A 21,540-nucleotide genomic window follows, 5' to 3' on the forward strand; every position below is an offset into this window, starting at 1 on the left:
ACGTAAAGACGATCTGTATCTCTCGAGTGAGCAGATGAAAACCTGCATCCATGGCGATCAAGTACTGGCGCAACCGCTGGGCGCGGATCGTAAAGGCCGCCGCGAAGCGCGTATTGTGCGTGTACTGGTGCCGAAAACCAGTCAGATTGTCGGTCGTTACTTTACCGATGCGGGCGTAGGTTTTGTCGTTCCGGACGACAGCCGTCTCAGCTTTGATATCCTGATCCCACCAGAAGAGGTGATGGGCGCCCGCATGGGCTTTGTGGTGGTGGTTGAACTGACCCAGCGCCCAACTCGTCGCACTAAAGCGGTGGGTAAAATTGTTGAAGTGCTGGGTGACAACATGGGTACCAGCATGGCCGTTGATATGGCCCTGCGTACGCACGAAATCCCTTATATCTGGCCTGATGCAGTCGTTAAACAGGTCGCCGGGCTGAAAGAAGAAGTACCGGAAGAGGCCAAAATCGGTCGTGTTGACCTGCGTGATTTGCCGTTGGTGACAATTGATGGTGAGGATGCGCGTGACTTTGATGACGCAGTCTACTGTGAGAAGAAACGCGGCGGTGGCTGGCGTTTGTGGGTTGCTATCGCTGACGTCAGTTATTACGTGCGTCCGCCTACCCCGCTGGACCAGGAAGCGCGCAGCCGCGGGACTTCCGTCTACTTCCCGTCGCAGGTTGTACCGATGCTACCGGAAGTCCTTTCCAACGGGTTATGCTCGCTGAACCCGCAGGTAGACAGGCTGTGCATGGTTTGTGAGATGACCATCTCCACGAAAGGGCGCCTGACGGGCTACAAATTCTATGAAGCGGTGATGAGCTCCCACGCGCGTTTGACCTACACCAAGGTCTGGCACATGCTGCAGGGTGATGAGGAACTGCGTGAGCAATACGCACCGTTGGTGAAACACATTGAAGAGCTGCACAATCTCTACAAAGTGTTGGATAAAGCCCGTGAAGAGCGCGGCGGTATCTCGTTTGAGAGCGAAGAAGCGAAGTTTATCTTCAATGCCGAACGCCGTATTGAACGCATTGAGCAGACTCAGCGTAACGACGCACACAAGCTGATCGAAGAGTGCATGATCCTGGCGAACATCTCAGCGGCACGTTTTGTTGAGAAAGCCAAAGAGCCGGCACTGTTCCGTATCCATGACAAGCCGACGACTGAAGCGATTACCTCCTTCCGTTCCGTGCTGGCGGAGTTGGGACTGGAGCTGCCGGGCGGCAACAAACCTGAGCCGCGCGATTACGCCGAGTTGTTGGAGTCGATTGCCGATCGACCTGACGCAGAAATGCTGCAAACTATGCTGCTGCGCTCGATGAAGCAGGCGATTTACGATCCCGAAAACCGCGGTCACTTTGGTCTGGCGCTGCAGTCTTATGCCCACTTTACCTCGCCGATCCGTCGTTACCCGGACCTCTCTTTGCACCGTGCGATCAAGTATCTGCTGGCGCAGGAGCAGGGCCACAAAGGCAATACCACGGAAACCGGTGGCTACCACTATTCGATGGAAGAGATGCTGCAACTGGGTCAGCACTGTTCTATGGCAGAACGTCGTGCTGATGAAGCTACGCGCGATGTATCTGACTGGCTGAAGTGTGACTTCATGCTGGATCAGGTCGGTAATGTCTTTAAAGGCGTCATTGCCAGTGTGACCGGTTTTGGCTTCTTTGTTCGCCTGGATGAACTGTTTATTGACGGCCTGGTGCATGTCTCCTCGCTGGATAACGACTACTATCGCTTCGATCAGGTTGGGCAACGCCTGACCGGTGAATCAAGCGGTCAGATGTATCGCCTGGGCGATCGCGTCGAAGTGCGTGTGGAAGCCGTCAACATGGACGAGCGTAAAATCGACTTTAGCCTGATCTCCAGCGAACGTGCCCCGCGCAACGAGGGTAAAACTGCGCGTGAAAAAGCGAAGAAAGGCGATACGGGTAAAAGCACCGGCCGACGTCGTCAGGCGGGAAAAAAGGTGAATTTCGAACCGGATAGCGCATTCCGCGGCGAGAAAAAAGGCAAAGCTAAACCTCAGGCGGATAAAAAAACGGCTGAGAAAAAAGGCGATAAAAAAGCGAAAAAGCCTTCGACAAAAACGCTTAAAATCGCGGCCGCCACCAAAGCCAAACGCGCGGCGAAAAAGAACGTCGCGCAATAACAGCCATAAACCGTAAGCCGGGCGGCCACGCGTTGCCCGGCGTTACACTTAAACTATCTTAACGAGTACATTCATGAGTGAAATGATTTACGGCATCCATGCGGTGCAGGCCCTGCTTGAGCGTGCGCCTGAGCGCTTTCAGGAGGTCTTTATTCTCAAAGGGCGTGAAGACAAACGCCTGCTGCCGCTGATCCATGCCCTGGAAGCCCAGGGTGTTGTCATCCAGTTGGCGAATCGCCAGTTCCTGGATGAGAAAAGTGAGGGTGCAGTTCATCAGGGAATCATTGCCCGCGTGAAACCGGGTCGTCAGTATCAGGAGAACGATCTGCCGGATCTGATTGCCTCACTTGATCAACCGTTCTTTTTGATCCTCGATGGTGTCACCGATCCGCACAACCTTGGTGCTTGCTTGCGTAGCGCAGACGCTGCCGGTGTGCACGCGGTTATCGTACCGAAAGATCGTTCTGCGCTGCTGAATGCCACGGCGAAAAAAGTAGCCTGCGGTGCTGCTGAAAACGTACCGCTGATCCGCGTGACCAATCTGGCACGTACCATGCGTATGCTGCAGGAAGAGAATATCTGGATCGTCGGAACCGCCGGTGAAGCGGACCATACTCTGTTCCAGAGTAAAATGACCGGTCGTCTGGCATTGGTGATGGGCGCAGAAGGCGAAGGTATGCGTCGTCTGACCCGCGAACATTGTGATGAGCTGATCAGTATTCCGATGGCGGGGAGCGTTTCATCGCTTAACGTTTCTGTTGCGACGGGGATTTGCCTGTTTGAGGCCGTCCGCCAGCGTGGATAAACGTTAATTTTCAGAAAAAGCCATCCAATTTCGGATGGTTTTTTTTTATCTAAAACTGATATTCTAATAAGAGAAGGAAAATATTTTTATATTTATTTAAGTATAACATACAGGATTTATATATGGCATGGACCCCGCAGGTGCTGACTAAAGCGCTCACTAATTTTCATGGTTTAAATATAGATGTTATAAGTAATGAGCAGTCATTGATTATTAAAATGAATGATTATGGAGACTTACTTCTCAGTATTCTATTTACCTCCCGCCAGATGATTATCGAAACTGTTATTTGCCCAGTGAATAATATTCAGCATCAGGACGCATTTAATCTTTTCTTATTACGCAATCAAAAGCTGCTTCCACTGTCGTCTGTAGGCATTTCTCGTGTGCGGCAGGATGAATACTACGTCGCATTTGGTGCGCTGTCGCTGAACTCCACATTAGAGGACGTGGTGCTTGAAATGACAACGCTCGTGGATAACGCGCTAGATCTGGCGGAAATCACTGAAGAATATACTCACGAATAACAAGGAACGCTGTTGATGGGAATCTTGAAAAGCCTGTTTACCCTCGGCAAATCTGTGCTTTCTCAGGCAGAAGAGTCAATCGAAGAAGCACAGGGCGTCAGAATGCTGGAGCAACACATTCGTGACGCAAGAAATGAACTGGAAAAAGCCGGGAAATCGCGAGTTGACCTGTTGGCACGCGTGAAAATGAGCAATGACAAACTGAAAGATCTGCGCGAACGTCAGTCCACTCTTGAAGCGCGGGCGCTGGAAGCGCTAAGTAAAAACGTCAATCCGTCGTTAATTAACGAAGTCGCCGAAGAGATCGCGCGTCTGGAGAACGTGATTACGGCTGAACAGCAAGTGCTTACTAACTTAGAAATCTCACGTGATGGCGTTGAAAAGGCCGTTACCGCAACGGGCCAGCGGATTGCTCAGTTTGAACAGCAGCTTGAGGTGGTTAAGGCAACGGAAGCGATGCAGCGCGCTCAACAGGCCGTGACAACATCTACAGTCGGGGCTTCTTCCAGCGTATCGACGGCAGCAGAGTCACTTAAACGTCTGCAAACACGTCAGGCAGAGCGACAGGCCCGGCTGGATGCGGCAACACAGCTGGAGAAAGTGGCTGACGGACGTGATCTGGACGAGAAACTGGCTGAAGTCGGCATTGGCGCTGCCAACAAAAGTTCTGCCCAGGATGTGCTGGCGCGACTACAACGCCAGCAAGGCGAGTAATTATACGGCAAAGCCTGCCCGCAAAGATTGCTAGCTGGCAGGTTAGTAAGGGATAACGATGTCGACTTTTTTACAGCGTATATTTGGCACTGCAGAGGCCGCTACGCCCGTTCGTGGCCCATTGGGCCTACATTTGAGCGCAGGGTTTACGCTCGACACACTGGCGTTTCGCCTGTTAGAAGAGGATTTGTTGGTAGCGTTGCCCGGCGAGGAGTATACCGTTGCGGCAATCAGCCATATTAATTTGGGCGGTGGAAGCCAGATTTTCCGCTACTACACCTCGGGCGAGGAATTTCTGCAAATCAATACTACCGGCGGGTCAGATATGGATGATATCGACGATATCAAACTGTTTGTGTATGAAGAAAGCTATGGCTTAACTCAGAAAAAACACTGGCAGTCCGCCATTAGCCCGGCGGAGATCGGCATGCCAGCGCTTTTCTGGCAGGGTCAGCACTGGCAGCGTTTTTTTAATGACGAAGAACCGGGGAATATTGAGCCAGTCTACATGCTGGAAAAGGTCGAGAATCAGCAGCATGCAAAGTGGGAAGTGCATAACTTTACCATGGGCTACCAACGACAGGTAACAGCAGATACCTGGGAATATCTGCTGTTGAACGGCGAAGAGTCGTTCAATGAACAAGGCGAGCCAGAGTGGATATTCTCACGGGCGCTGGGTGTCGATATCCCATTAACATCTCTTAATATTATTGGTTAACGTTAGGGACGAAAACAATGCATATCCTGGAATCATTACTGGCCTTTTGTGCCTATTTTTTTATTGGTGCGGCCATGGTGATAATTTTTCTTATTATCTATTCAAAGATAACACCGCACAATGAATGGCAGTTGATTAAAAATAACAATACGGCAGCCTCTCTGGCATTTAGCGGCACGCTGCTGGGCTATGTTATTCCTTTATCCAGCGCAGCAATCAACGCGGTCAGTATTCCTGATTATTTTGCCTGGGGCGGTATTGCGTTGGTGATACAGCTTATTATCTACGGTGGTGTACGCTTATATATGCCAGCATTGAGTGAAAAAATTATTAACCACAACACCGCAGCGGGACTGTTTATGGGAACCGCTGCGCTGGCTGGCGGGATTTTTAATGCCGCCTGTATGACATGGTAATGGACGATCATGGCTAGAAAACGTAAATCCGGACAAAAGAAATTGGGAACAGGTCATTCGGCGATCGCCCGAATGAATCGCCCGGTGAATCCCTTTGAGAAAAAACGCAGTCGCTACAGTGGAAAGTATCTGACGCTGGCGATTATGGGCGGCGCAGCATTTTTTATCCTCAAGGGATGCGGGGATGATACAGGCTCGGACAACGACGGCGACGGCCGGTTTTACTCCACGGTGAGCGAATGTATTGATGACGGTAATACCGCTACCGTGTGTGCGGACGGCTGGAACAATGCCAAGAGCGAGTTTTACGGCAACGTACCAAAGCAATTAAACAGAGAGAGTTGTCAGACACAGTTTGGCGAATGCTATCTCGACAGTACCGATCAGAGTTGGGTGCCGGTGTTTACCGGGTTTTTGCTCAGTCGGGTGATTCGCAAAGATCGTGACGAGCAGTATGTTTACAGCAGTGGCGGCTCTTCATACGTTTCCCGCCCCGTCTGGCGTACGACCTCAGGCGACTATGCCTGGCGTTCCGGTAGCGGAAAAAACGATACCGCCACGACGCATGCCTACACGACGAAGAAAGTCTCGACGGTTTCTCGCGGGGGTTACGGGCGTTCGTCCAGCGCGCGCGGGCACTGGGGAGGCTAACGATGTTACGACATGATATTCCTGTTCGCCAGGATCTGGACCAGATCGCCTACGATCATGGTTTTGATTTTCACATTATCGACAACGAAATCTACTGGGATGAAAGCCGGGCTTATCGCTTTACGCTACGGCAAATTGAAGAGCAGATCGAAAAGCCTACTGCTGAGTTGCATCAAATGTGTCTGGACGTCGTTGAGCGAGCAGTTAAGGACGAGCAGATTCTTCAGCAATTGGCCATTCCCCCACTGTACTGGGATGTTATTGCTGAGAGCTGGCGCAATCGTGATCCTTCGCTGTATGGGCGAATGGATTTTGTCTGGTGTGGCAACAATTCGCCGGTCAAGCTGCTGGAATACAACGCTGATACACCAACGTCGTTGTACGAGTCGGCGTATTTCCAGTGGCTATGGCTGGAAGATGCTCGCCGCAGTGGGGCGATCCCGCGGGACACTGACCAGTACAACGCTATCCAGGAACGTCTGATCGCCCGTTTTAGTGAGCTTTACAGTCCGGAGCCGTTTTACTTCTGCTGCTGCGAAGATTCCGACGAAGATCGCACCACCGTGCTGTATTTGCAGGATTGTGCGCAGCAGGCAGGTCAAGCGTCGCGGTTTATTTATGTTGAGGATCTGGGGCTTGGCGTCGGCGGTGTGCTGACGGATCTTGATGACAACGTCATTCGTCGCGCCTTTAAGCTCTATCCTCTGGAGTGGATGATGCGTGACGATAACGGTCCGTTGCTACGTCATCGCCGGGAACAGTGGGTCGAACCACTGTGGAAGAGCGTGCTCAGTAACAAAGGGTTGATGCCTCTGCTGTGGCGATACTTCCCCAACCATCCAAACCTCCTGCCAGCCTGGTTCGAAGGTGAAACGTCAAAAATTGCACCCGGCGAAAGCTATGTACGCAAACCGATATTTTCCCGTGAGGGGGGCAACGTCACCATTTTTAATGGTCAGCAGCAGATTGTTGAACATGCTGATGGCGACTACGCAGAAGAACCGATGATCTATCAGGCGTTTCAGCCGCTGCCGCGTTTTGGCGATAGCTACACGCTGATTGGTAGTTGGATCGTCGACGATGAAGCCTGCGGCATGGGGATCCGTGAAGACAATACGTTGATTACGAAAGATACTTCTCGTTTTATTCCTCATTACATTGCTGGCTAAACGTACTTTTGTGATCTCCCTCCTTCGCAGAGAGTGTGGTTCTGACCATACTTAAGGCTATGGCCATTGATGGAGGGAGACACAATGCATTGGCAAACGCATACCGTTTTTAACCAACCAGTACCACTCAATAACAGCAACTTATACCTATCGGATGGAGCACTGTGTGAAGCAGTCAACCGCGAAGGCGCTGCCTGGGATAGCGATCTCCTCGCCAGTATTGGTCAGCAATTAGGCACTGCAGAATCGCTTGAACTGGGTAGGTTGGCTAACGCGTATCCGCCTGAATTGCTGCGATACGATCCGCAGGGGCAGCGGTTGGATGATGTGCGCTTTCATCCCGCCTGGCATTTACTGATGCAGGGATTGTGCGCCAACCGCGTGCATAATCTTGCCTGGGAAGAGGATGCGCGGCAGGGAACGTTTGTTGCCCGAGCTGCACGTTTTATGCTGCATGCACAGGTGGAAGCGGGAACCTTATGCCCGGTGACCATGACCTTTGCCGCTACGCCGTTGTTACTCCAGATGTTACCTTCGCAATTTCATGACTGGCTGACGCCGCTGCGTAGCGATCGCTACGATTCTCATCTTCTGCCCGGCGGGCAAAAACGCGGCCTGCTGATTGGTATGGGGATGACGGAAAAGCAGGGTGGCTCGGATGTGCTGAGCAATACCACTCAGGCAGAACGGCTGGCGGATGGCGCGTATCGGCTGGTGGGGCATAAATGGTTCTTCTCGGTACCGCAAAGTGACGCCCATCTGGTGCTGGCGCAGGCCAGGGGCGGCTTATCCTGCTTTTTTGTGCCGCGATTTTTACCTGATGGCCAGCGTAACTCCATCCGTCTTGAGCGCCTGAAAGATAAGCTAGGCAATCGCTCTAATGCCAGCTGTGAGGTTGAGTTTCAGGACGCGATGGGCTGGCTGCTGGGAGAAGAAGGTGAAGGTATTCGCCATATTCTGAAAATGGGCGGCATGACGCGTTTTGACTGTGCGCTGGGGAGCCACAGTATGATGCGACGCGCTTTTTCTGTCGCCATTTATCATGCGCATCAACGCCAGGTATTTAGCAAGCCGTTGATTGAGCAACCGATGATGCGACAGGTATTAAGCCGCATGGCGCTTCAACTGGAAGGTCAAACCGCGCTACTGTTTCGCCTGGCGCGGGCCTGGGATCGTCGAACGGATGCGAAAGAAGCGTTGTGGGCCCGGTTATTCACCCCGGCAGCCAAGTTTTCCATCTGCAAAGGCGGTATGCCATTTGTTGCAGAGGCCATGGAGGTGCTCGGCGGTGCAGGCTATTGCGAAGAGAGTGAGCTGCCGCGTTTATACCGTGAAATGCCGGTCAACAGCATCTGGGAAGGGTCTGGCAACATCATGTGCCTTGATGTGTTGCGGGTGTTGGCGAAACAACCTGGTATGGTCGACATGCTCAGCGAGGCCTTTGCCGAGGTCAAAGGGCAAGACAGGCATTACGATCGAATGGTGCGTAAGCTACAGCCGCATTTACACAAACCCAGTGAAGCGCTGGGACGGGAAATTACCCAGCAACTGTTCCTGCTCGGCTGCGGGACGCAGATGTTGCGTTATGCGTCTCCGCCCGTGGCGCAGGCCTGGTGTCAGATGATGCTGGATACGCGCGGCGGGATGAAGTTGTCTGAACAGGTACAGAATGATTTGCTACTGCGGGCAACGGGGGGATTACGGTAATAATATGCCTGATGGCGACGCTGGCGCGTCTTATCCTGCCTACGTTCGTTGTAGGTAGGATAAGTTTACGCCATCTGGCAATCTGTTATGCATAAAGTATGGCCTGTACGCGCCAGTTATCGGGCTGCTGTTCTTCGTACATCTGAATAATCCGGTACCATGAGGCACCTTGCTCATCCGCTTTTAACGCCACAACACGCTCCACATCCTGCGGATTTCCCGCAATGTTACTGACAGATATCTGGCCAATTTCGTTGAGACCCGTTACGCAGTCAGCGCTGGCGAACTCGGCAGACTGTGCCGTGGTATCCACCATTCCAGCAGAAAGCAGCAGTGAGGATAAGGCTAGTGATTGTTTCATCGTCAGCTCCATTATTCGTACCCCTACACGTGGCAGGGCATTCCATCGCGAGAATAAACCTCCAGCTCCCTGCTGTTGGTTTATTGTGCACAGGAAAACGCATAGGGGCGCAAAGCAATGTAAAACTGACTAAATTTCAACCCAATGTTATTTACGATACAAAATGGCTTGTGAATACCATTGGCCTGTTACGATGGTCTCATCGACTAATAAGACAACGTAATAATCAACTTTAGCCGCAGCGGCTTTGGCGCGGATCTCTGCCAGCGCATCATCTGGAGAACCTCTTACCAACGCGCTCACAACCCCCAATCGCTGTAACCCATTACTCTGGTCACGGCGGATTTCTTGTGGGTGATCGGCGACGGGCGGTGCCGGTTGTGGCGTGCCCTGCAGCACGCTACAGGCGCTTAACATCATCACCAGCATCAAAGAGGCAAACCGACGCATAACTCTATCTCGTTTCCTGATAGCCATAGTGTAGTGCCTTATTAATTTCCCTTTAGGGGGAATGTTCCCGAATTGTTATCTCTCACGCGATTTTCGAATGAAAATGTTGCGAAAGCGTAACCCAGTTCTCAACATTATGAATCATTGCCGCACACATTCACTTGCGTTAAGTATTTCGCCATGGCATACCAGAAAAAAAGAGGCGACATATGATAGAAATTGAAACACGACAGTTGGCGGGGATCCCTGTCCTGCACGCATTTCCCACGAATAAACACGACCTTTCACTCCCCTGCGTTATCGTCTATCACGGGTTTACCTCTTCCAGTCTGGTCTACAGCTATTTTGCCGTTGCACTGGCACAGGCCGGGTTTCGGGTCATCATGCCCGATGCGCCCGATCATGGCACGCGCTTCCACGGTAATGCGCAGGAAAGAATGCACCGCTTCTGGCAGATATTGCAGCAAAACATGCAGGAATTTACGGCGTTACGTGCGGCGCTGGTGGCTGAAAATTGGCTGTTGGATGAACGTCTTGCCGTGGCAGGGGCATCTATGGGGGGCATGACAACGCTGGGCATTATGGCGCGCCATCCCGAGGTGAAATGTGCAGCCTGCCTGATGGGATCGGGCTATTTTACCCGACTTGCCCATACGCTTTTTCCGCCAGTATTGGTACAGACGACGGAGCAGCAGGCGGAATTTGATGCGATTGTCGCGCCACTGGCTGACTGGGAGGTAACGCATCAACTGGAGCGCCTTGCCGACAGACCGTTGCTGTTGTGGCATGGCCAGGATGACGACGTGGTGCCGGCAGTGGAAACCTTCCGCTTACAACAGGCGCTAATCCAGGCAGGTCTGGACAACTCTCTGACCTGCCTGTGGGAAGCAGGCGTACGGCATCGCATCACGCCAGAAGCGCTGGCGGCGACAGTCGCGTTTTTCCGCCAACACCTCTAAACGCGCAGAATAGTCACGCCCTGTGCTTCCAGCTGTTGCAGGATCTCAGGGTTCGCATTTTTGCCGGTAATCAGCATGTCGATTTGATCGGCACGGCTGAACAGCATGCCCGCGCGCTCACCGACCTTGCTGCTATCGACCAGCACCACCAGTTTGCCGACCACGTTAAGCATCTTTTGTTCAGCCATCGCGGTGAGCATATCGGTTTTATACAGTCCGTCAGCTGTCAGTCCTTTACCGCTGGTAAACATCCAGTGTCCGGCATACAGGCTATTCTCGCTGCCTTGTGGGCTCAGCGTGATGGACTGACTTTTGTTGTACTGCCCCCCCATGATGATCACGCTTTCATGCTCCTGGTCGATCAGAAAATTCGCCAGCGGCAGGTAGTTGGTGATGATTTGCACCGGTTTGCCACACATTTCGCGGCCAAGCAGGAACGCCGTTGATCCACAGTTGATCACGACACTTTCACCCGCGTTCACTAACTGGGAAGCGGCTTTGGCAATCCGCACTTTTTCGTCGTGGTTTTGCGCCTGATGCAGATTCATTGGGGTCCAGCGCGGGCGCTGCTGGGTAATGGCTTCTGCACCGTTACGGACTTTCTTGAGCTTGCCGCTTTCGTCGAGTTTATTGATATCCCGGCGCGCTGTGGCGGGTGAGATTCCCAGACGTTCAATCACGTTCTCAACGGTAACAAAGCCCAATTGCGCCAGCATATCCAGCAATATTTGATGTCTTTGTGCTTCAGTCATGAGCTATTCCGATACAAATTGATTTGAAAAGATGATATTTGAAATAGCCTGAAAATACTAAGATAAATGGGTAAAAATGCCGGGAAGACCCGGCATTTTAACTGCAATCACAGGAAGGATTTAAACGGTAAATCCGGTTCAATGGTAAAGCAGTCTTCAAAGCCGCGCGGGTAGTGATACTCAAAATTATCTTTGTCCAGCGGCCAGGTGAACTTGCCGCCAACCTGCCAGATAAACGGTTTGAAGCCATACTTCAGCCGGTCTTTTTTCATCTCCCAAAGAACACGGATCTCCTGTGGATCGGCCTGGAAGTTTGACCAGATATCATGGTGGAAGGGGATAACCACCTGGGTGTTCAGCGCTTCTGCCATACGCAGCATATCGGAACTGGTCATTTTGTCGGTGATACCGCGCGGGTTCTCACCGTAGGAGCCAAGTGCGACGTCGATGTGATGCTCGTTGCCGTGCTTTGCATAATAGTTGGAGTAGTGAGAATCACCGCTGTGATATAGCGTACCGCCCGGCGTTTTGAACAGGTAGTTAACCGCACGTGCATCCATGCCGTCAGGCAGGATACCTGCCGCTTTTTGATCCGCAGGCAAGGTGATCAATGCCGTACGATCAAACGCGTCGAGCGCATGAATTTCAATATCTTTTACTTTAACGACGTCGCCTGGCTTCACCACGATGCAGCGTTCTTTTGGCACGCCCCAACCCACCCACAGATCCACACAGGTTTGTGGTCCGATAAACGGCACATCGTCGGCACAGTTCTGCATGACGGCGGCAGCAACGTTCACGTCGATATGATCGTTATGATCGTGCGTGGCGAGAACGGCATCGATCTGGCGAATGGCGAAAGGATCGAGAACAAACGGCGTGGTGCGCAGGTTTGGCTGGAGTTTCTTCACGCCTGCCATACGCTGCATCTGATGGCCTGTTTTCATCAGTGGATTACCGTGGCTCTGCTTGCCTGTTCCGCACCAAAAATCAACGCAGACGTTAGTCCCGCCTTCCGATTTCAGCCAAATTCCGGTACAGCCCAGCCACCACATCGCAAAGGTGCCTGGTGCAACCTGTTCTTGTTCGATCTCTTCGTTTAGCCAGCTGCCCCACTCCGGGAATGTGCTCAGGATCCATGATTCACGCGTGATACTTTTTACTTTACTCATCGCATTTACCTTCAGGTTTGTTCAAGTTGAATCAAATTGTGACTTATTTTGATTAATCCTGACACCATTTTATCAAAATGGCAATGCGTGTTTTTTCAACAAAAAGAGACGCTCTCGATAAATATTGCAATAAGATAAAGTGCCCTCTCATTAATTAATAATCATATTTAATTGTTTTTATTGATTTTATTTTCGTTTGATTGAATGTGGGAAAAACCATTTCATTCGTAAGTGAATAATTTGCGTACTGCATCACATTTAATCAAATTCAATCTTGATGTGATTACTTTTGAAAACTAAAGTGAGGGCACAATATCCTGGGCATCTGTAATGAATGTTCAGCAACTTCGTCTACTGGAGATCGTTATGGAGATCCTCTACAACATCTTTACCGTGTTCTTTAATCAGGTCATGACCAACGCCCCGCTGCTGTTGGGTATTGTGACCTGCCTCGGTTACATCCTGCTGCGTAAAAGTGTCAGCGTTATCATCAAGGGCACTATCAAAACGATCATCGGCTTTATGCTGCTGCAGGCCGGGTCCGGCATTCTCACCAGCACGTTCAAACCGGTAGTGGCGAAGATGTCTGAGGTTTATGGCATCAACGGGGCGATTTCCGATACCTACGCCTCAATGATGGCAACCATTGAACGCATGGGCGACGCTTATAGCTGGGTGGGCTATGCGGTGCTGTTAGCGCTGGCGCTGAACATCTGTTACGTGTTGCTACGACGGATTACCGGTATTCGCACCATCATGCTGACCGGGCACATCATGTTTCAGCAGGCGGGATTGATTGCGGTCTCGTTCTATATCTTCGGCTATTCCATGTGGACCACCATTATCTGCACTGCGGTGCTGGTGTCGCTTTACTGGGGCATCACTTCAAACATGATGTACAAGCCGACGCAGGAAGTGACTGATGGCTGCGGCTTCTCTATCGGGCACCAGCAGCAGTTTGCGTCGTGGATTGCTTATAAAATCGCACCGTATCTGGGCAAAAAGGAGGAAAGCGTTGAAGACCTCAAGCTGCCAGGCTGGCTGAATATCTTCCACGACAACATCGTCTCGACAGCGATTGTGATGACCATTTTCTTCGGTGCGATCCTGCTCTCTTTCGGTATCGATGTGGTGCAGGCGATGGCGGGGAAAACCCACTGGACGGTCTATATCCTGCAAACCGGCTTCTAGTTTGCGGTGGCCATTTTCATTATTACTCAGGGCGTGCGCATGTTTGTCGCCGAACTCTCTGAAGCCTTTAACGGTATCTCCCAGCGTCTAATCCCAGGGGCGGTACTGGCCATCGACTGTGCGGCCATTTATAGCTTCGCGCCGAATGCTGTGGTCTGGGGCTTTATGTGGGGCACCATCGGTCAGCTGATCGCCGTCGGCATCCTTGTCGGCGTAGGTTCCTCCATTCTGATCATTCCGGGCTTTATCCCGATGTTCTTCTCTAACGCCACTATCGGCGTGTTTGCTAATCACTTTGGCGGCTGGCGTGCTGCGCTCAAGATTTGCCTGGTGATGGGGATGATTGAAATCTTCGGCTGCGTCTGGGCGGTGAAACTCACCGGTATGAGCGCCTGGATGGGTATGGCGGACTGGTCAATTTTGGCACCGCCGATGATGCAGGGCTTCGCCTCCATAGGGCTGATTTTTATGGCCGTCATTATTGTGATTGCACTGGCTTATATGTTTTTCGCAGGACGCTCATTGCGCGCTGAGGAAGACGCAGAAAAACAACTGGCAGAACAGTCTGCTTAATAAGGAGTTCCGATTATGACCGTACGTATTCTGGCTGTATGTGGTAATGGGCAAGGCAGCTCCATGATTATGAAAATGAAAGTGGACCAGTTTTTAACCCAGTCAAATATCGACCACACGGTGAACAGCTGCGCGGTGGGTGAATACAAAAGTGAACTGAGCGGCGCGGATATCATCATCGCCTCCACCCACATCGCCGGTGAGATTACCGTTACCGGCAATAAATACGTGGTGGGTGTACGTAACATGCTGTCGCCCGCTGACTTTGGTCCAAAGCTGCTGGAAGTGATCAACGCGCATTTCCCACAAGATGTGAAGTAAGGACGCCATATGAAATTACGAGATTCATTGGTGGACAATAACGCGATCCTATTACAGGCCGAGGCCAGCACCTGGCAGGAGGCGGTCAAGCTGGGCGTTGATCTGCTGGTTAAGGCTGATGTGGTTGAGCCGCGCTACTACCAGGCCATTCTGGATGGCGTTGCCCAACATGGTCCCTATTTTGTGATAGCGCCGGGTCTGGCGATGCCGCACGGGCGCCCAGAAGAAGGTGTGAAGAAAACCGGTTTTGCGCTGGTGACCCTGAAAACGCCGCTGGTCTTCAACCATGAAGATAACGACCCTGTCGATATCCTGATAACGATGGCGGCGGTTGACGCCAACACCCATCAAGAAGTGGGCATCATGCAGATCGTTAACCTGTTTGACGATGAAGCTAACTTTGACCGTTTACGTGCCTGCCGCACCGCGCAGGAAGTGCTGGATTTAATTGATAACGCCACCGCGGCGGCTGTTTAAAAGGAACACCAAAATGTCATTACCTATGTTGCAGGTTGCGCTGGATAACCAATCCATGTCTTCCGCGTATGAAACGACACGCCTGATTGCCGATGAAGTAGACATTATTGAAGTGGGTACCATTCTTTGTGTTGCCGAAGGCGTGCGTGCGGTTCGCGACCTGAAAGCGCTGTATCCGCATAAAATCGTGCTGGCAGACGCCAAAATCGCCGACGCGGGAAAAATTCTCTCCCGCATGTGTTTTGAAGCCAACGCGGATTGGGTGACAGTTATCTGCTGTGCAGATATCAATACCACCAAAGGTGCGCTGGACGTGGCGAAAGAGTTCAATGGCGACGTGCAGATTGAACTGACCGGCTACTGGACCTGGGAGCAAGCGCAGGAGTGGCGTGAAGCGGGCATTCAACAGGTGGTGTATCACCGCAGTCGCGATGCACAGGCTGCAGGTGTGGCGTGGGGTGACGCGGATATCAGCGCGATCAAACGTCTGTCTGATATGGGCTTTAAGGTCACGGTGACCGGTGGCCTGGCGCTGGAAGATCTGCCGCTGTTCAAAGGCATTCCGATTCACGTCTTTATCGCGGGTCGCAGCATTCGCGATGCCGCTTCCCCGGTTGAAGCCGCGCGTCAGTTTAAACGCTCTATTGCCCAGCTGTGGGGCTAAGGAGCAATTATGCTGTCGAAACAAATTCCGCTCGGCATCTACGAGAAAGCACTCCCCGCCGGAGAGTGCTGGATGGAGCGGCTACAGCTTGCGAAAACGCTGGGTTTTGACTTCGTTGAGATGTCAGTCGATGAAACCGACGTTCGCCTGGCGCGTCTCGACTGGGGCCGTGAGCAGCGTCTGGCGCTGGTTAACGCCGTTGCCGAAACCGGCGTGCGGGTACCGTCGATGTGCCTGAGCGCCCATCGTCGCTTCCCGCTCGGCAGTGAAGATGACGTGGTACGTGCGCAGGGGCTGGAGATCATGCGTAAAGCGATCCAGTTCGCCCAGGACGTCGGCATTCGAGTCATCCAACTGGCGGGCTATGACGTTTACTATCAAGAAGCCAACAACGAGACGCGTCGGCGTTTTCGTGACGGGCTGAAAGAGAGCGTCGAGATGGCGAGCCGCGCACAGGTGACGCTGGCGATGGAGATCATGGATTACCCGCTGATGAACTCGATCAGCAAGGCGCTAGGCTACGCGCACTACCTGAATAACCCGTGGTTCCAGCTCTACCCAGACATCGGCAACCTGTCGGCGTGGGATAACGACGTACAGATGGAGCTACAGGCCGGAATCGGACACATCGTCGCCGTACACGTGAAAGACACTAAACCCGGCGTATTCAAGAACGTACCGTTTGGCGAGGGCGTTGTCGATTTCGAGCGTTGTTTTGAGACGCTCAAGCAGAGTGGCTATTGCGGACCCTATCTGATTGAGATGTGGAGTGAAACCACTGACGACCCGGCGGCGGAAGTGGCGAAAGCGCGTGACTGGGTGAAGGCCCGAATGGCAAGCGCAGGTCTGGTGGAGGCGGCGTAATGCAAAAACTCAAACAGCAGGTGTTCGAAGCCAATATGGATCTGCCGCGCTATGGCCTCGTGACCTTTACCTGGGGCAACGTCAGCGCTATCGATCGTGAACGCGGGCAGGTGGTAATCAAGCCCAGCGGTGTCGCCTATACGCATATGACAGTAGACGATATGGTGGTGGTGGATATGTCAGGGAACGTGGTGGAGGGTGGCTATCGCCCTTCCTCTGATACCGCGACTCATCTGGCGCTGTATCAGCGTTATCCATCGCTTGGCGGCATAGTGCATACCCACTCTACCCACGCCACAGCATGGGCGCAGGCGGGGCAGGCGATCCCGGCGCTGGGAACCACCCATGCGGATTACTTTTTTGGCGATATTCCCTGCACCAGGGCATTAACGGAAGAAGAAGTGCAGGGCGAATATGAGCTGAACACAGGAAAGGTGATCATAGAAACGCTAGCCGACGTTGAGCCGTTACATACGCCGGGCATTGTGGTCTATCAGCATGGCCCGTTTGCCTGGGGCAAAGATGCCGAGGATGCGGTGCATAATGCGGTGGTGATGGAGGAGGTGGCAAAGATGGCGTGGATTGCGCGCGGCATTAACCCCGGGCTTAACCCCATCGACGATTACCTGATGAATAAACACTTCATGCGTAAGCACGGTCCGAACGCCTATTACGGGCAGAAGTAAGAAAAATGCCCCGGAGCTAAATCTTTAAGGGGATGTTATCGGTCTGGCTTCGGCGGCGTTTTACTGCAAAAAAAAGCCCCCAATCAAGGGGGCAAGTCAAACTGTGGCAATGTTCTCGTTGGTTATTTCTGGGTAGCTAGCGATAAATATCCGCGCTGGCGTGCATATTTCCGTTACTTCCGGGTTCCCTGGTGAGGATCACGTGGTAGTAGGTGGCGCCTTGCGCATCTGTTTCTTCATTCAGGGCCTGATTTGCTTCACTTTCAGTGGCGAAGTTATGGTTTATGTAAATCACGCCTAAGCTCTGCACATCATCCATATTCCTGGCCTGACGGTGGGTAATTTCAATGGCTGCCATTGCATTTGCACTGAGCAATAGCACGGCCAAAAGGGTCAACACACGGGTTCGCATAGGTACCTCCTCGACCGCGGTCTCTGGTTAGCGCTCTCCTGTGAGTGGATAACTTCTGATTTAATTTTAACCACAACCGACAGAGTCGATAGCGACCATTTCTGATGCAGTTGTTCAAAAAATTACCGCATAGCCGTCTTTTCTTTAATTAACAATCAACTGATACCTTCCGCTACGGTTAAAAAATTCCTGTTTCCCCGGCATAAGCTCTTACCAAATAGTCAATTTAACCGGAAGGGTACGCCGTTTATAGTGAGCTGAAAAAGAATATAACTTCATGATTATAAGGCAAAAGCTTATGGATATTTCATTCATGGATTTCAGCTACTTCGTGATTATGTTTATGGTTGCGCTGGTGGCGGGTTTTATTAATGTGGTTTCAGGGGGCGGTGGGTTTCTTTCAATTGGCGCATTGTTGATCTCCGGTTTACCGCCGGCCAATGCGCTGGCGACCAATAAAATTCAGGCTCTGGGTAGTTCACTCACCTCTGGGATTTACTTTTTGCGCCGGGGGCATATCAACGTGCAGGAACACAAGTATGTGTTCTTATCTGCCTTTATCGGTTCCGCGCTGGGTACCACACTGATTCAGTTCATTGAGCCGGACCTGCTAAAAAAGCTGCTGCCGGTGCTGATAATTACCGTCGCCATCTACTTTATTTTTGCCCCTAACCTGAGCGAACCAAAAAGAAAGCAGCAGGTATCGCTGTTTCTCTTTTCACTTATCGGCGGTGGGTGCGTAGGTTTTTATGACGGTTTTCTCGGCGCAGGGGCCGGTTCCTTGTATACGCTCTGCTATATCACGTTATGGGGATACGGCATCGATAAGGCGCAAATTCACTCCAACTTTATTAACCTGGCGTCGAACATCGCCTCGATTCTGTTCTTCATTTTCGGCGGTAAAATGATCTGGTCGCTGGGACTGGTGATGTTCGTTGGGCAATCTCTCGGTGCGCGTCTTGGAGCCTCGGTGGTACTGACGCGTGGGAAGAAAGTCATCCGACCGATGATTGTGATTGTCTCGATTTGCATCAGTGTCAAAATGCTGGTGGATATGTATTAATGACGGTTTGATAAATATTCATACAATCACCTTGAGTTTACCTGCTACCGCCAGTATTATGACGCGTCATTTTTCAGCCGACCTTTAACACGTTCCTTGCCTCCATGGGCCTCGGCTGACCCAGACAGGAGGCTGAATAATCCGTAAGGAGCAATTCGATGCGTCATTACGAAATCGTTTTTATGGTCCATCCTGACCAGAGCGAACAGGTTCCGGGTATGATCGAACGCTACACTGGTGCAATCACTGCAGCAGAAGGCACGATCCACCGTCTGGAAGACTGGGGCCGCCGTCAGCTGGCTTACCCGATCAACAAACTGCACAAAGCTCACTACGTTCTGCTGAACGTTGAAGCGCCGCAGGAAGTTATCGATGAGCTGGAAACAAACTTCCGCTTCAACGATGCCGTTATCCGTAGCATGGTAATGCGTACTAAGCACGCAGTTACCGAAGCATCTCCGATGGTTAAAGCGAAAGACGAGCGTCGTGAACGTCGCGATGATTTCGCTAACGAAACCGCAGATGATGCTGAAGCTGGGGATTCTGAAGAGTAATTTCTGATGACCAACCGTCTGGTGTTATCTGGCACAGTGTGCAGGACGCCGCTTCGCAAGGTCAGCCCATCAGGAATTCCTCATTGCCAGTTCGTGCTTGAGCATCGTTCTGTGCAGGAGGAAGCCGGTTTCCACCGGCAGGCGTGGTGCCAAATGCCCGTTATTATTAGCGGACACGAAAACCAGGCCATTACTCACAGTATAACGGTCGGTAGCGCAGTAACTGTTCAGGGGTTCATTTCTTGCCACAAGGCAAAGAACGGCCTGAGCAAAATGGTTCTGCATGCCGAGCAGATTGAATTGATAGATTCTGGAGACTAGCCATATGGCACGTTATTTCCGTCGTCGCAAGTTCTGCCGTTTCACCGCGGAAGGCGTTGTTGAGATTGATTACAAAGACATCGCAACGTTGAAAAACTACATTACCGAAAGCGGTAAAATTGTCCCGAGCCGTATCACCGGTACTCGTGCAAAATACCAGCGTCAGCTGGCTCGCTGCATCAAGCGCGCTCGCTACCTGTCCCTGCTGCCGTATACCGATCGTCATCAGTAATCGGCCGCTGTCTATTAACGACTTTAAGAGGATAAGGTAATGCAAGTTATTCTGCTTGATAAAGTAGCAAACCTGGGTAGCCTGGGTGATCAGGTTAACGTTAAAGCGGGCTACGCTCGTAACTTCCTGGTACCACAGGGTAAAGCTGTTCCTGCTACCAAGAAAAACGTTGAATTCTTCGAAGCACGTCGCGCTGAACTGGAAGCCAAACTGGCTGACGTTCTGTCTGCTGCTGAAGCTCGCGCTGAGAAAATCAATGCACTGGAAACCGTAACCATCGCGTCTAAAGCAGGCGACGAAGGTAAACTGTTCGGTTCCATCGGTACTCGCGACATCGCTGACGCTGTAACTGCAGCTGGCGTTGAAGTGGCTAAGAGCGAAGTTCGTCTGCCGAACGGCGTTCTGCGTACCACTGGCGAGCACGAAGTGAGCTTCCAGGTTCACAGCGAAGTGTTTGCTAAGCTGACTGTAAACGTAGTTGCAGAATAAGTTTTTATTCTAAAAACCGCGTAAAAGCGCCGGCCTTGTGCCGGCGTTTTGCTTTTCTGCCCTCCTGTTTTTCGCTCTGGCTATTCTTTATCCTTTTCGCGATAATCATAAAAATAAAACACAATTTCAAAGTGGTGATGGCATGGACACAACGCACCAACCTCTGTTCGCGCGTAAAAACGTGGTCTACCTGAGCGCGGCATTTTGCTGCCTGCTGTGGGGGAGCGCCTATCCGGCGATTAAAAGCGGATATGAGATTTTCCAGATTGCCACCGATGATATTCCGTCAAAGATTGTTTTTGCCGGATACCGATTTTTGTTTGCGGGGTTATTGCTGCTACTGCTGGCGATGGCGCAGCGCAAACCCATTGGCAGGTTAAGTCCGCGTCAATTTGGTCAGCTTACGCTGCTGGGGCTGACGCAAACCTCGCTGCAATACATCTTCTTCTATATCGGTCTGGCCTTCACCACGGGTGTGAAAGGCTCAATCATGAACGCCACCGGAACGTTCTTTAGTGTGCTGCTGGCCCACTTTATCTATCAGAACGACAAGCTGAGCTACAACAAAGCGTTGGGCTGCATTCTGGGCTTTGCTGGCGTGATGGTGGTGAATTTTAACAGTGGGCTGATGGATTTTAGCTTTACCCTGTTAGGAGACGGTTCAGTGGTATTGGCGGCCTTTATTCTCTCTGCCGCTACGCTGTACGGAAAACGTATTTCGCAGACGGTTGACCCGACGGTAATGACGGGGTATCAGCTGGGGATGGGCGGTCTGGCTCTGGTTATCGGTGGCTACGCTTTTGGCGGAACACTTACCGTCCACGGCTCTGCATCGGTGGCGATTCTGGGCTACCTGACGCTGCTCTCCTCAGTGGCGTTCGCACTGTGGAGTATTCTGCTCAAATACAACCGCGTGGGAATGATCGCGCCGTTTAACTTCCTGATCCCGGTCTCTGGTGCGGTGCTGTCGTCGATTTTTCTTGGTGAGAACATTCTCGAATGGAAATACGCAGTGGCGCTGGTGCTGGTCTGTTCGGGGATTTGGTGGGTGAATAAGGTGAAGCGGTAACGCCTGATGGCACTACCGCTTATCAGGCCTACAATCGCGGGAGCCGTAGGCCGGGTAAGGCGAAGCCG

The 21,540-nt window shown here is 51.9% G+C and carries 26 protein-coding genes and 2 pseudogenes; 23 read left to right on the forward strand and 5 right to left on the reverse strand.

Going from position 1 to position 21,540, the window contains the following annotated elements; genetic code table 11:
* The 9 genes from rnr to FDW95_RS09410 form a co-directional block, all read left to right on the forward strand.
* Positions 1 to 2,155, forward strand: a 2,155-nt coding sequence (gene rnr, locus FDW95_RS09370) for a ribonuclease R (RefSeq protein ID WP_249359004.1), incomplete at its 5' end; no start/stop codon positions are given.
* Positions 2,156 to 2,228: 73 nt separating this feature from the next.
* Positions 2,229 to 2,960, forward strand: coding sequence for a 23S rRNA (guanosine(2251)-2'-O)-methyltransferase RlmB (gene rlmB, locus FDW95_RS09375; protein WP_096758580.1), 732 nt, complete (start codon positions 2,229 to 2,231; stop codon positions 2,958 to 2,960).
* A gap of 122 nt (positions 2,961 to 3,082) precedes the next feature.
* Positions 3,083 to 3,487, forward strand: coding sequence for a DUF2170 family protein (locus tag FDW95_RS09380; protein WP_115259616.1), 405 nt, complete (start codon positions 3,083 to 3,085; stop codon positions 3,485 to 3,487).
* 15 nt (positions 3,488 to 3,502) lie between these two features.
* On the forward strand, positions 3,503 to 4,201 hold the full coding sequence (locus FDW95_RS09385) for a PspA/IM30 family protein (RefSeq protein ID WP_115259615.1): 699 nt from the start codon (positions 3,503 to 3,505) through the stop codon (positions 4,199 to 4,201).
* Positions 4,202 to 4,259: 58 nt separating this feature from the next.
* Positions 4,260 to 4,919: a YjfK family protein gene (locus tag FDW95_RS09390; protein WP_115259614.1), complete on the forward strand. Its 660-nt coding sequence runs from the start codon at positions 4,260 to 4,262 to the stop codon at positions 4,917 to 4,919.
* Between the two features lie 17 nt (positions 4,920 to 4,936).
* On the forward strand, positions 4,937 to 5,335 hold the full coding sequence (locus tag FDW95_RS09395) for a DUF350 domain-containing protein (RefSeq protein WP_096758576.1): 399 nt from the start codon (positions 4,937 to 4,939) through the stop codon (positions 5,333 to 5,335).
* Positions 5,336 to 5,344: 9 nt separating this feature from the next.
* Entirely contained in the window at positions 5,345 to 5,986 is a 642-nt protein-coding gene (locus FDW95_RS09400; protein WP_115259613.1) for a DUF1190 domain-containing protein, read from the forward strand.
* Between the two features lie 2 nt (positions 5,987 to 5,988).
* Positions 5,989 to 7,155: a glutathionylspermidine synthase family protein gene (locus tag FDW95_RS09405; protein ID WP_115259612.1), complete on the forward strand. Its 1,167-nt coding sequence runs from the start codon at positions 5,989 to 5,991 to the stop codon at positions 7,153 to 7,155.
* A gap of 84 nt (positions 7,156 to 7,239) precedes the next feature.
* On the forward strand, positions 7,240 to 8,862 hold the full coding sequence (locus FDW95_RS09410; protein WP_115259611.1) for an isovaleryl-CoA dehydrogenase: 1,623 nt from the start codon (positions 7,240 to 7,242) through the stop codon (positions 8,860 to 8,862).
* An 85-nt stretch (positions 8,863 to 8,947) separates the two neighbouring features.
* Here FDW95_RS09410 and yjfN read toward each other — a convergent pair whose 3' ends face one another.
* Positions 8,948 to 9,223, reverse strand: coding sequence for a DUF1471 family protease activator YjfN (yjfN, locus tag FDW95_RS09415; RefSeq protein WP_135912687.1), 276 nt, complete (start codon positions 9,221 to 9,223; stop codon positions 8,948 to 8,950).
* 147 nt (positions 9,224 to 9,370) lie between these two features.
* Positions 9,371 to 9,700, reverse strand: a complete 330-nt coding sequence (gene bsmA / locus FDW95_RS09420; RefSeq protein ID WP_115259610.1) for a biofilm peroxide resistance protein BsmA — start codon at positions 9,698 to 9,700, stop codon at positions 9,371 to 9,373.
* Between the two features lie 182 nt (positions 9,701 to 9,882).
* Between bsmA and yjfP the strand changes: the two genes are divergently transcribed.
* Positions 9,883 to 10,632 (forward strand): esterase, encoded by a 750-nt coding sequence (gene yjfP, locus FDW95_RS09425; RefSeq protein ID WP_115259609.1) that lies wholly within the window; start codon positions 9,883 to 9,885, stop codon positions 10,630 to 10,632.
* On the opposite strand, the gene ulaR is transcribed toward yjfP, so the two are convergent.
* Together ulaR and ulaG are read right to left on the reverse strand one after the other, a co-directional pair.
* Positions 10,629 to 11,384, reverse strand: a complete 756-nt coding sequence (ulaR, locus tag FDW95_RS09430; RefSeq protein ID WP_096758569.1) for an HTH-type transcriptional regulator UlaR — start codon at positions 11,382 to 11,384, stop codon at positions 10,629 to 10,631. The two genes, yjfP and ulaR, sit on opposite strands and share 4 nt — an antisense overlap.
* Positions 11,385 to 11,491: 107 nt before the next feature.
* A complete protein-coding gene (gene ulaG / locus FDW95_RS09435) occupies positions 11,492 to 12,556 on the reverse strand; it encodes an L-ascorbate 6-phosphate lactonase (protein ID WP_096758568.1) in 1,065 nt (354 codons plus the stop codon).
* A gap of 366 nt (positions 12,557 to 12,922) precedes the next feature.
* Here ulaG and ulaA point away from each other — a divergent pair.
* The 6 genes and pseudogenes from ulaA (at position 12,923) to FDW95_RS09465 (ending at position 17,332) form a co-directional block, all read left to right on the forward strand.
* Positions 12,923 to 14,320: pseudogene (ulaA, locus tag FDW95_RS09440) on the forward strand (PTS ascorbate transporter subunit IIC).
* Positions 14,321 to 14,335: 15 nt separating this feature from the next.
* Positions 14,336 to 14,641, forward strand: a complete 306-nt coding sequence (ulaB, locus tag FDW95_RS09445) for a PTS ascorbate transporter subunit IIB (RefSeq protein WP_096758566.1) — start codon at positions 14,336 to 14,338, stop codon at positions 14,639 to 14,641.
* 9 nt (positions 14,642 to 14,650) lie between these two features.
* Positions 14,651 to 15,118, forward strand: coding sequence for a PTS ascorbate transporter subunit IIA (gene ulaC, locus FDW95_RS09450; protein ID WP_115259608.1), 468 nt, complete (start codon positions 14,651 to 14,653; stop codon positions 15,116 to 15,118).
* Positions 15,119 to 15,131: 13 nt separating this feature from the next.
* Entirely contained in the window at positions 15,132 to 15,782 is a 651-nt protein-coding gene (ulaD, locus tag FDW95_RS09455; RefSeq protein WP_096758564.1) for a 3-keto-L-gulonate-6-phosphate decarboxylase UlaD, read from the forward strand.
* Between the two features lie 9 nt (positions 15,783 to 15,791).
* The gene (ulaE, locus tag FDW95_RS09460) at positions 15,792 to 16,646 is read left to right on the forward strand and encodes an L-ribulose-5-phosphate 3-epimerase UlaE (protein WP_115259607.1); all 855 of its coding nucleotides are present in this window, start codon (positions 15,792 to 15,794) and stop codon (positions 16,644 to 16,646) included.
* A complete protein-coding gene (locus FDW95_RS09465) occupies positions 16,646 to 17,332 on the forward strand; it encodes an L-ribulose-5-phosphate 4-epimerase (protein WP_115259606.1) in 687 nt (228 codons plus the stop codon). The genes ulaE and FDW95_RS09465 overlap by 1 nt, the downstream gene beginning before the upstream one ends.
* 136 nt (positions 17,333 to 17,468) lie before the next feature.
* Here FDW95_RS09465 and yjfY read toward each other — a convergent pair whose 3' ends face one another.
* Positions 17,469 to 17,744, reverse strand: coding sequence for a DUF1471 family protein YjfY (yjfY, locus tag FDW95_RS09470; RefSeq protein WP_096758561.1), 276 nt, complete (start codon positions 17,742 to 17,744; stop codon positions 17,469 to 17,471).
* Between the two features lie 298 nt (positions 17,745 to 18,042).
* On the opposite strand from yjfY, the gene FDW95_RS09475 reads away from it, so the two are divergent.
* The 7 genes and pseudogenes from FDW95_RS09475 (at position 18,043) to FDW95_RS09500 (ending at position 21,472) form a co-directional block, all read left to right on the forward strand.
* Positions 18,043 to 18,807: a TSUP family transporter gene (locus FDW95_RS09475; protein ID WP_115259605.1), complete on the forward strand. Its 765-nt coding sequence runs from the start codon at positions 18,043 to 18,045 to the stop codon at positions 18,805 to 18,807.
* Between the two features lie 4 nt (positions 18,808 to 18,811).
* Positions 18,812 to 18,895: pseudogene (locus FDW95_RS23685) on the forward strand (hypothetical protein); the annotation flags it as partial.
* Positions 18,896 to 18,965: 70 nt separating this feature from the next.
* Entirely contained in the window at positions 18,966 to 19,361 is a 396-nt protein-coding gene (gene rpsF, locus FDW95_RS09480; RefSeq protein WP_096758559.1) for a 30S ribosomal protein S6, read from the forward strand.
* Positions 19,362 to 19,367: 6 nt separating this feature from the next.
* On the forward strand, positions 19,368 to 19,682 hold the full coding sequence (gene priB / locus FDW95_RS09485) for a primosomal replication protein N (RefSeq protein ID WP_096758558.1): 315 nt from the start codon (positions 19,368 to 19,370) through the stop codon (positions 19,680 to 19,682).
* 4 nt (positions 19,683 to 19,686) lie between these two features.
* Positions 19,687 to 19,914, forward strand: coding sequence for a 30S ribosomal protein S18 (rpsR, locus tag FDW95_RS09490; RefSeq protein WP_002210155.1), 228 nt, complete (start codon positions 19,687 to 19,689; stop codon positions 19,912 to 19,914).
* A 39-nt stretch (positions 19,915 to 19,953) separates the two neighbouring features.
* On the forward strand, positions 19,954 to 20,403 hold the full coding sequence (gene rplI / locus FDW95_RS09495; protein WP_003025676.1) for a 50S ribosomal protein L9: 450 nt from the start codon (positions 19,954 to 19,956) through the stop codon (positions 20,401 to 20,403).
* Positions 20,404 to 20,545: 142 nt separating this feature from the next.
* Positions 20,546 to 21,472, forward strand: a complete 927-nt coding sequence (locus FDW95_RS09500; RefSeq protein WP_096759481.1) for a DMT family transporter — start codon at positions 20,546 to 20,548, stop codon at positions 21,470 to 21,472.
* Positions 21,473 to 21,540 lie beyond the last annotated feature (68 nt).

This window comes from Citrobacter sp. wls718, assembly GCF_005280945.1.
Taxonomy (GTDB): domain Bacteria; phylum Pseudomonadota; class Gammaproteobacteria; order Enterobacterales; family Enterobacteriaceae; genus Citrobacter; species Citrobacter gillenii.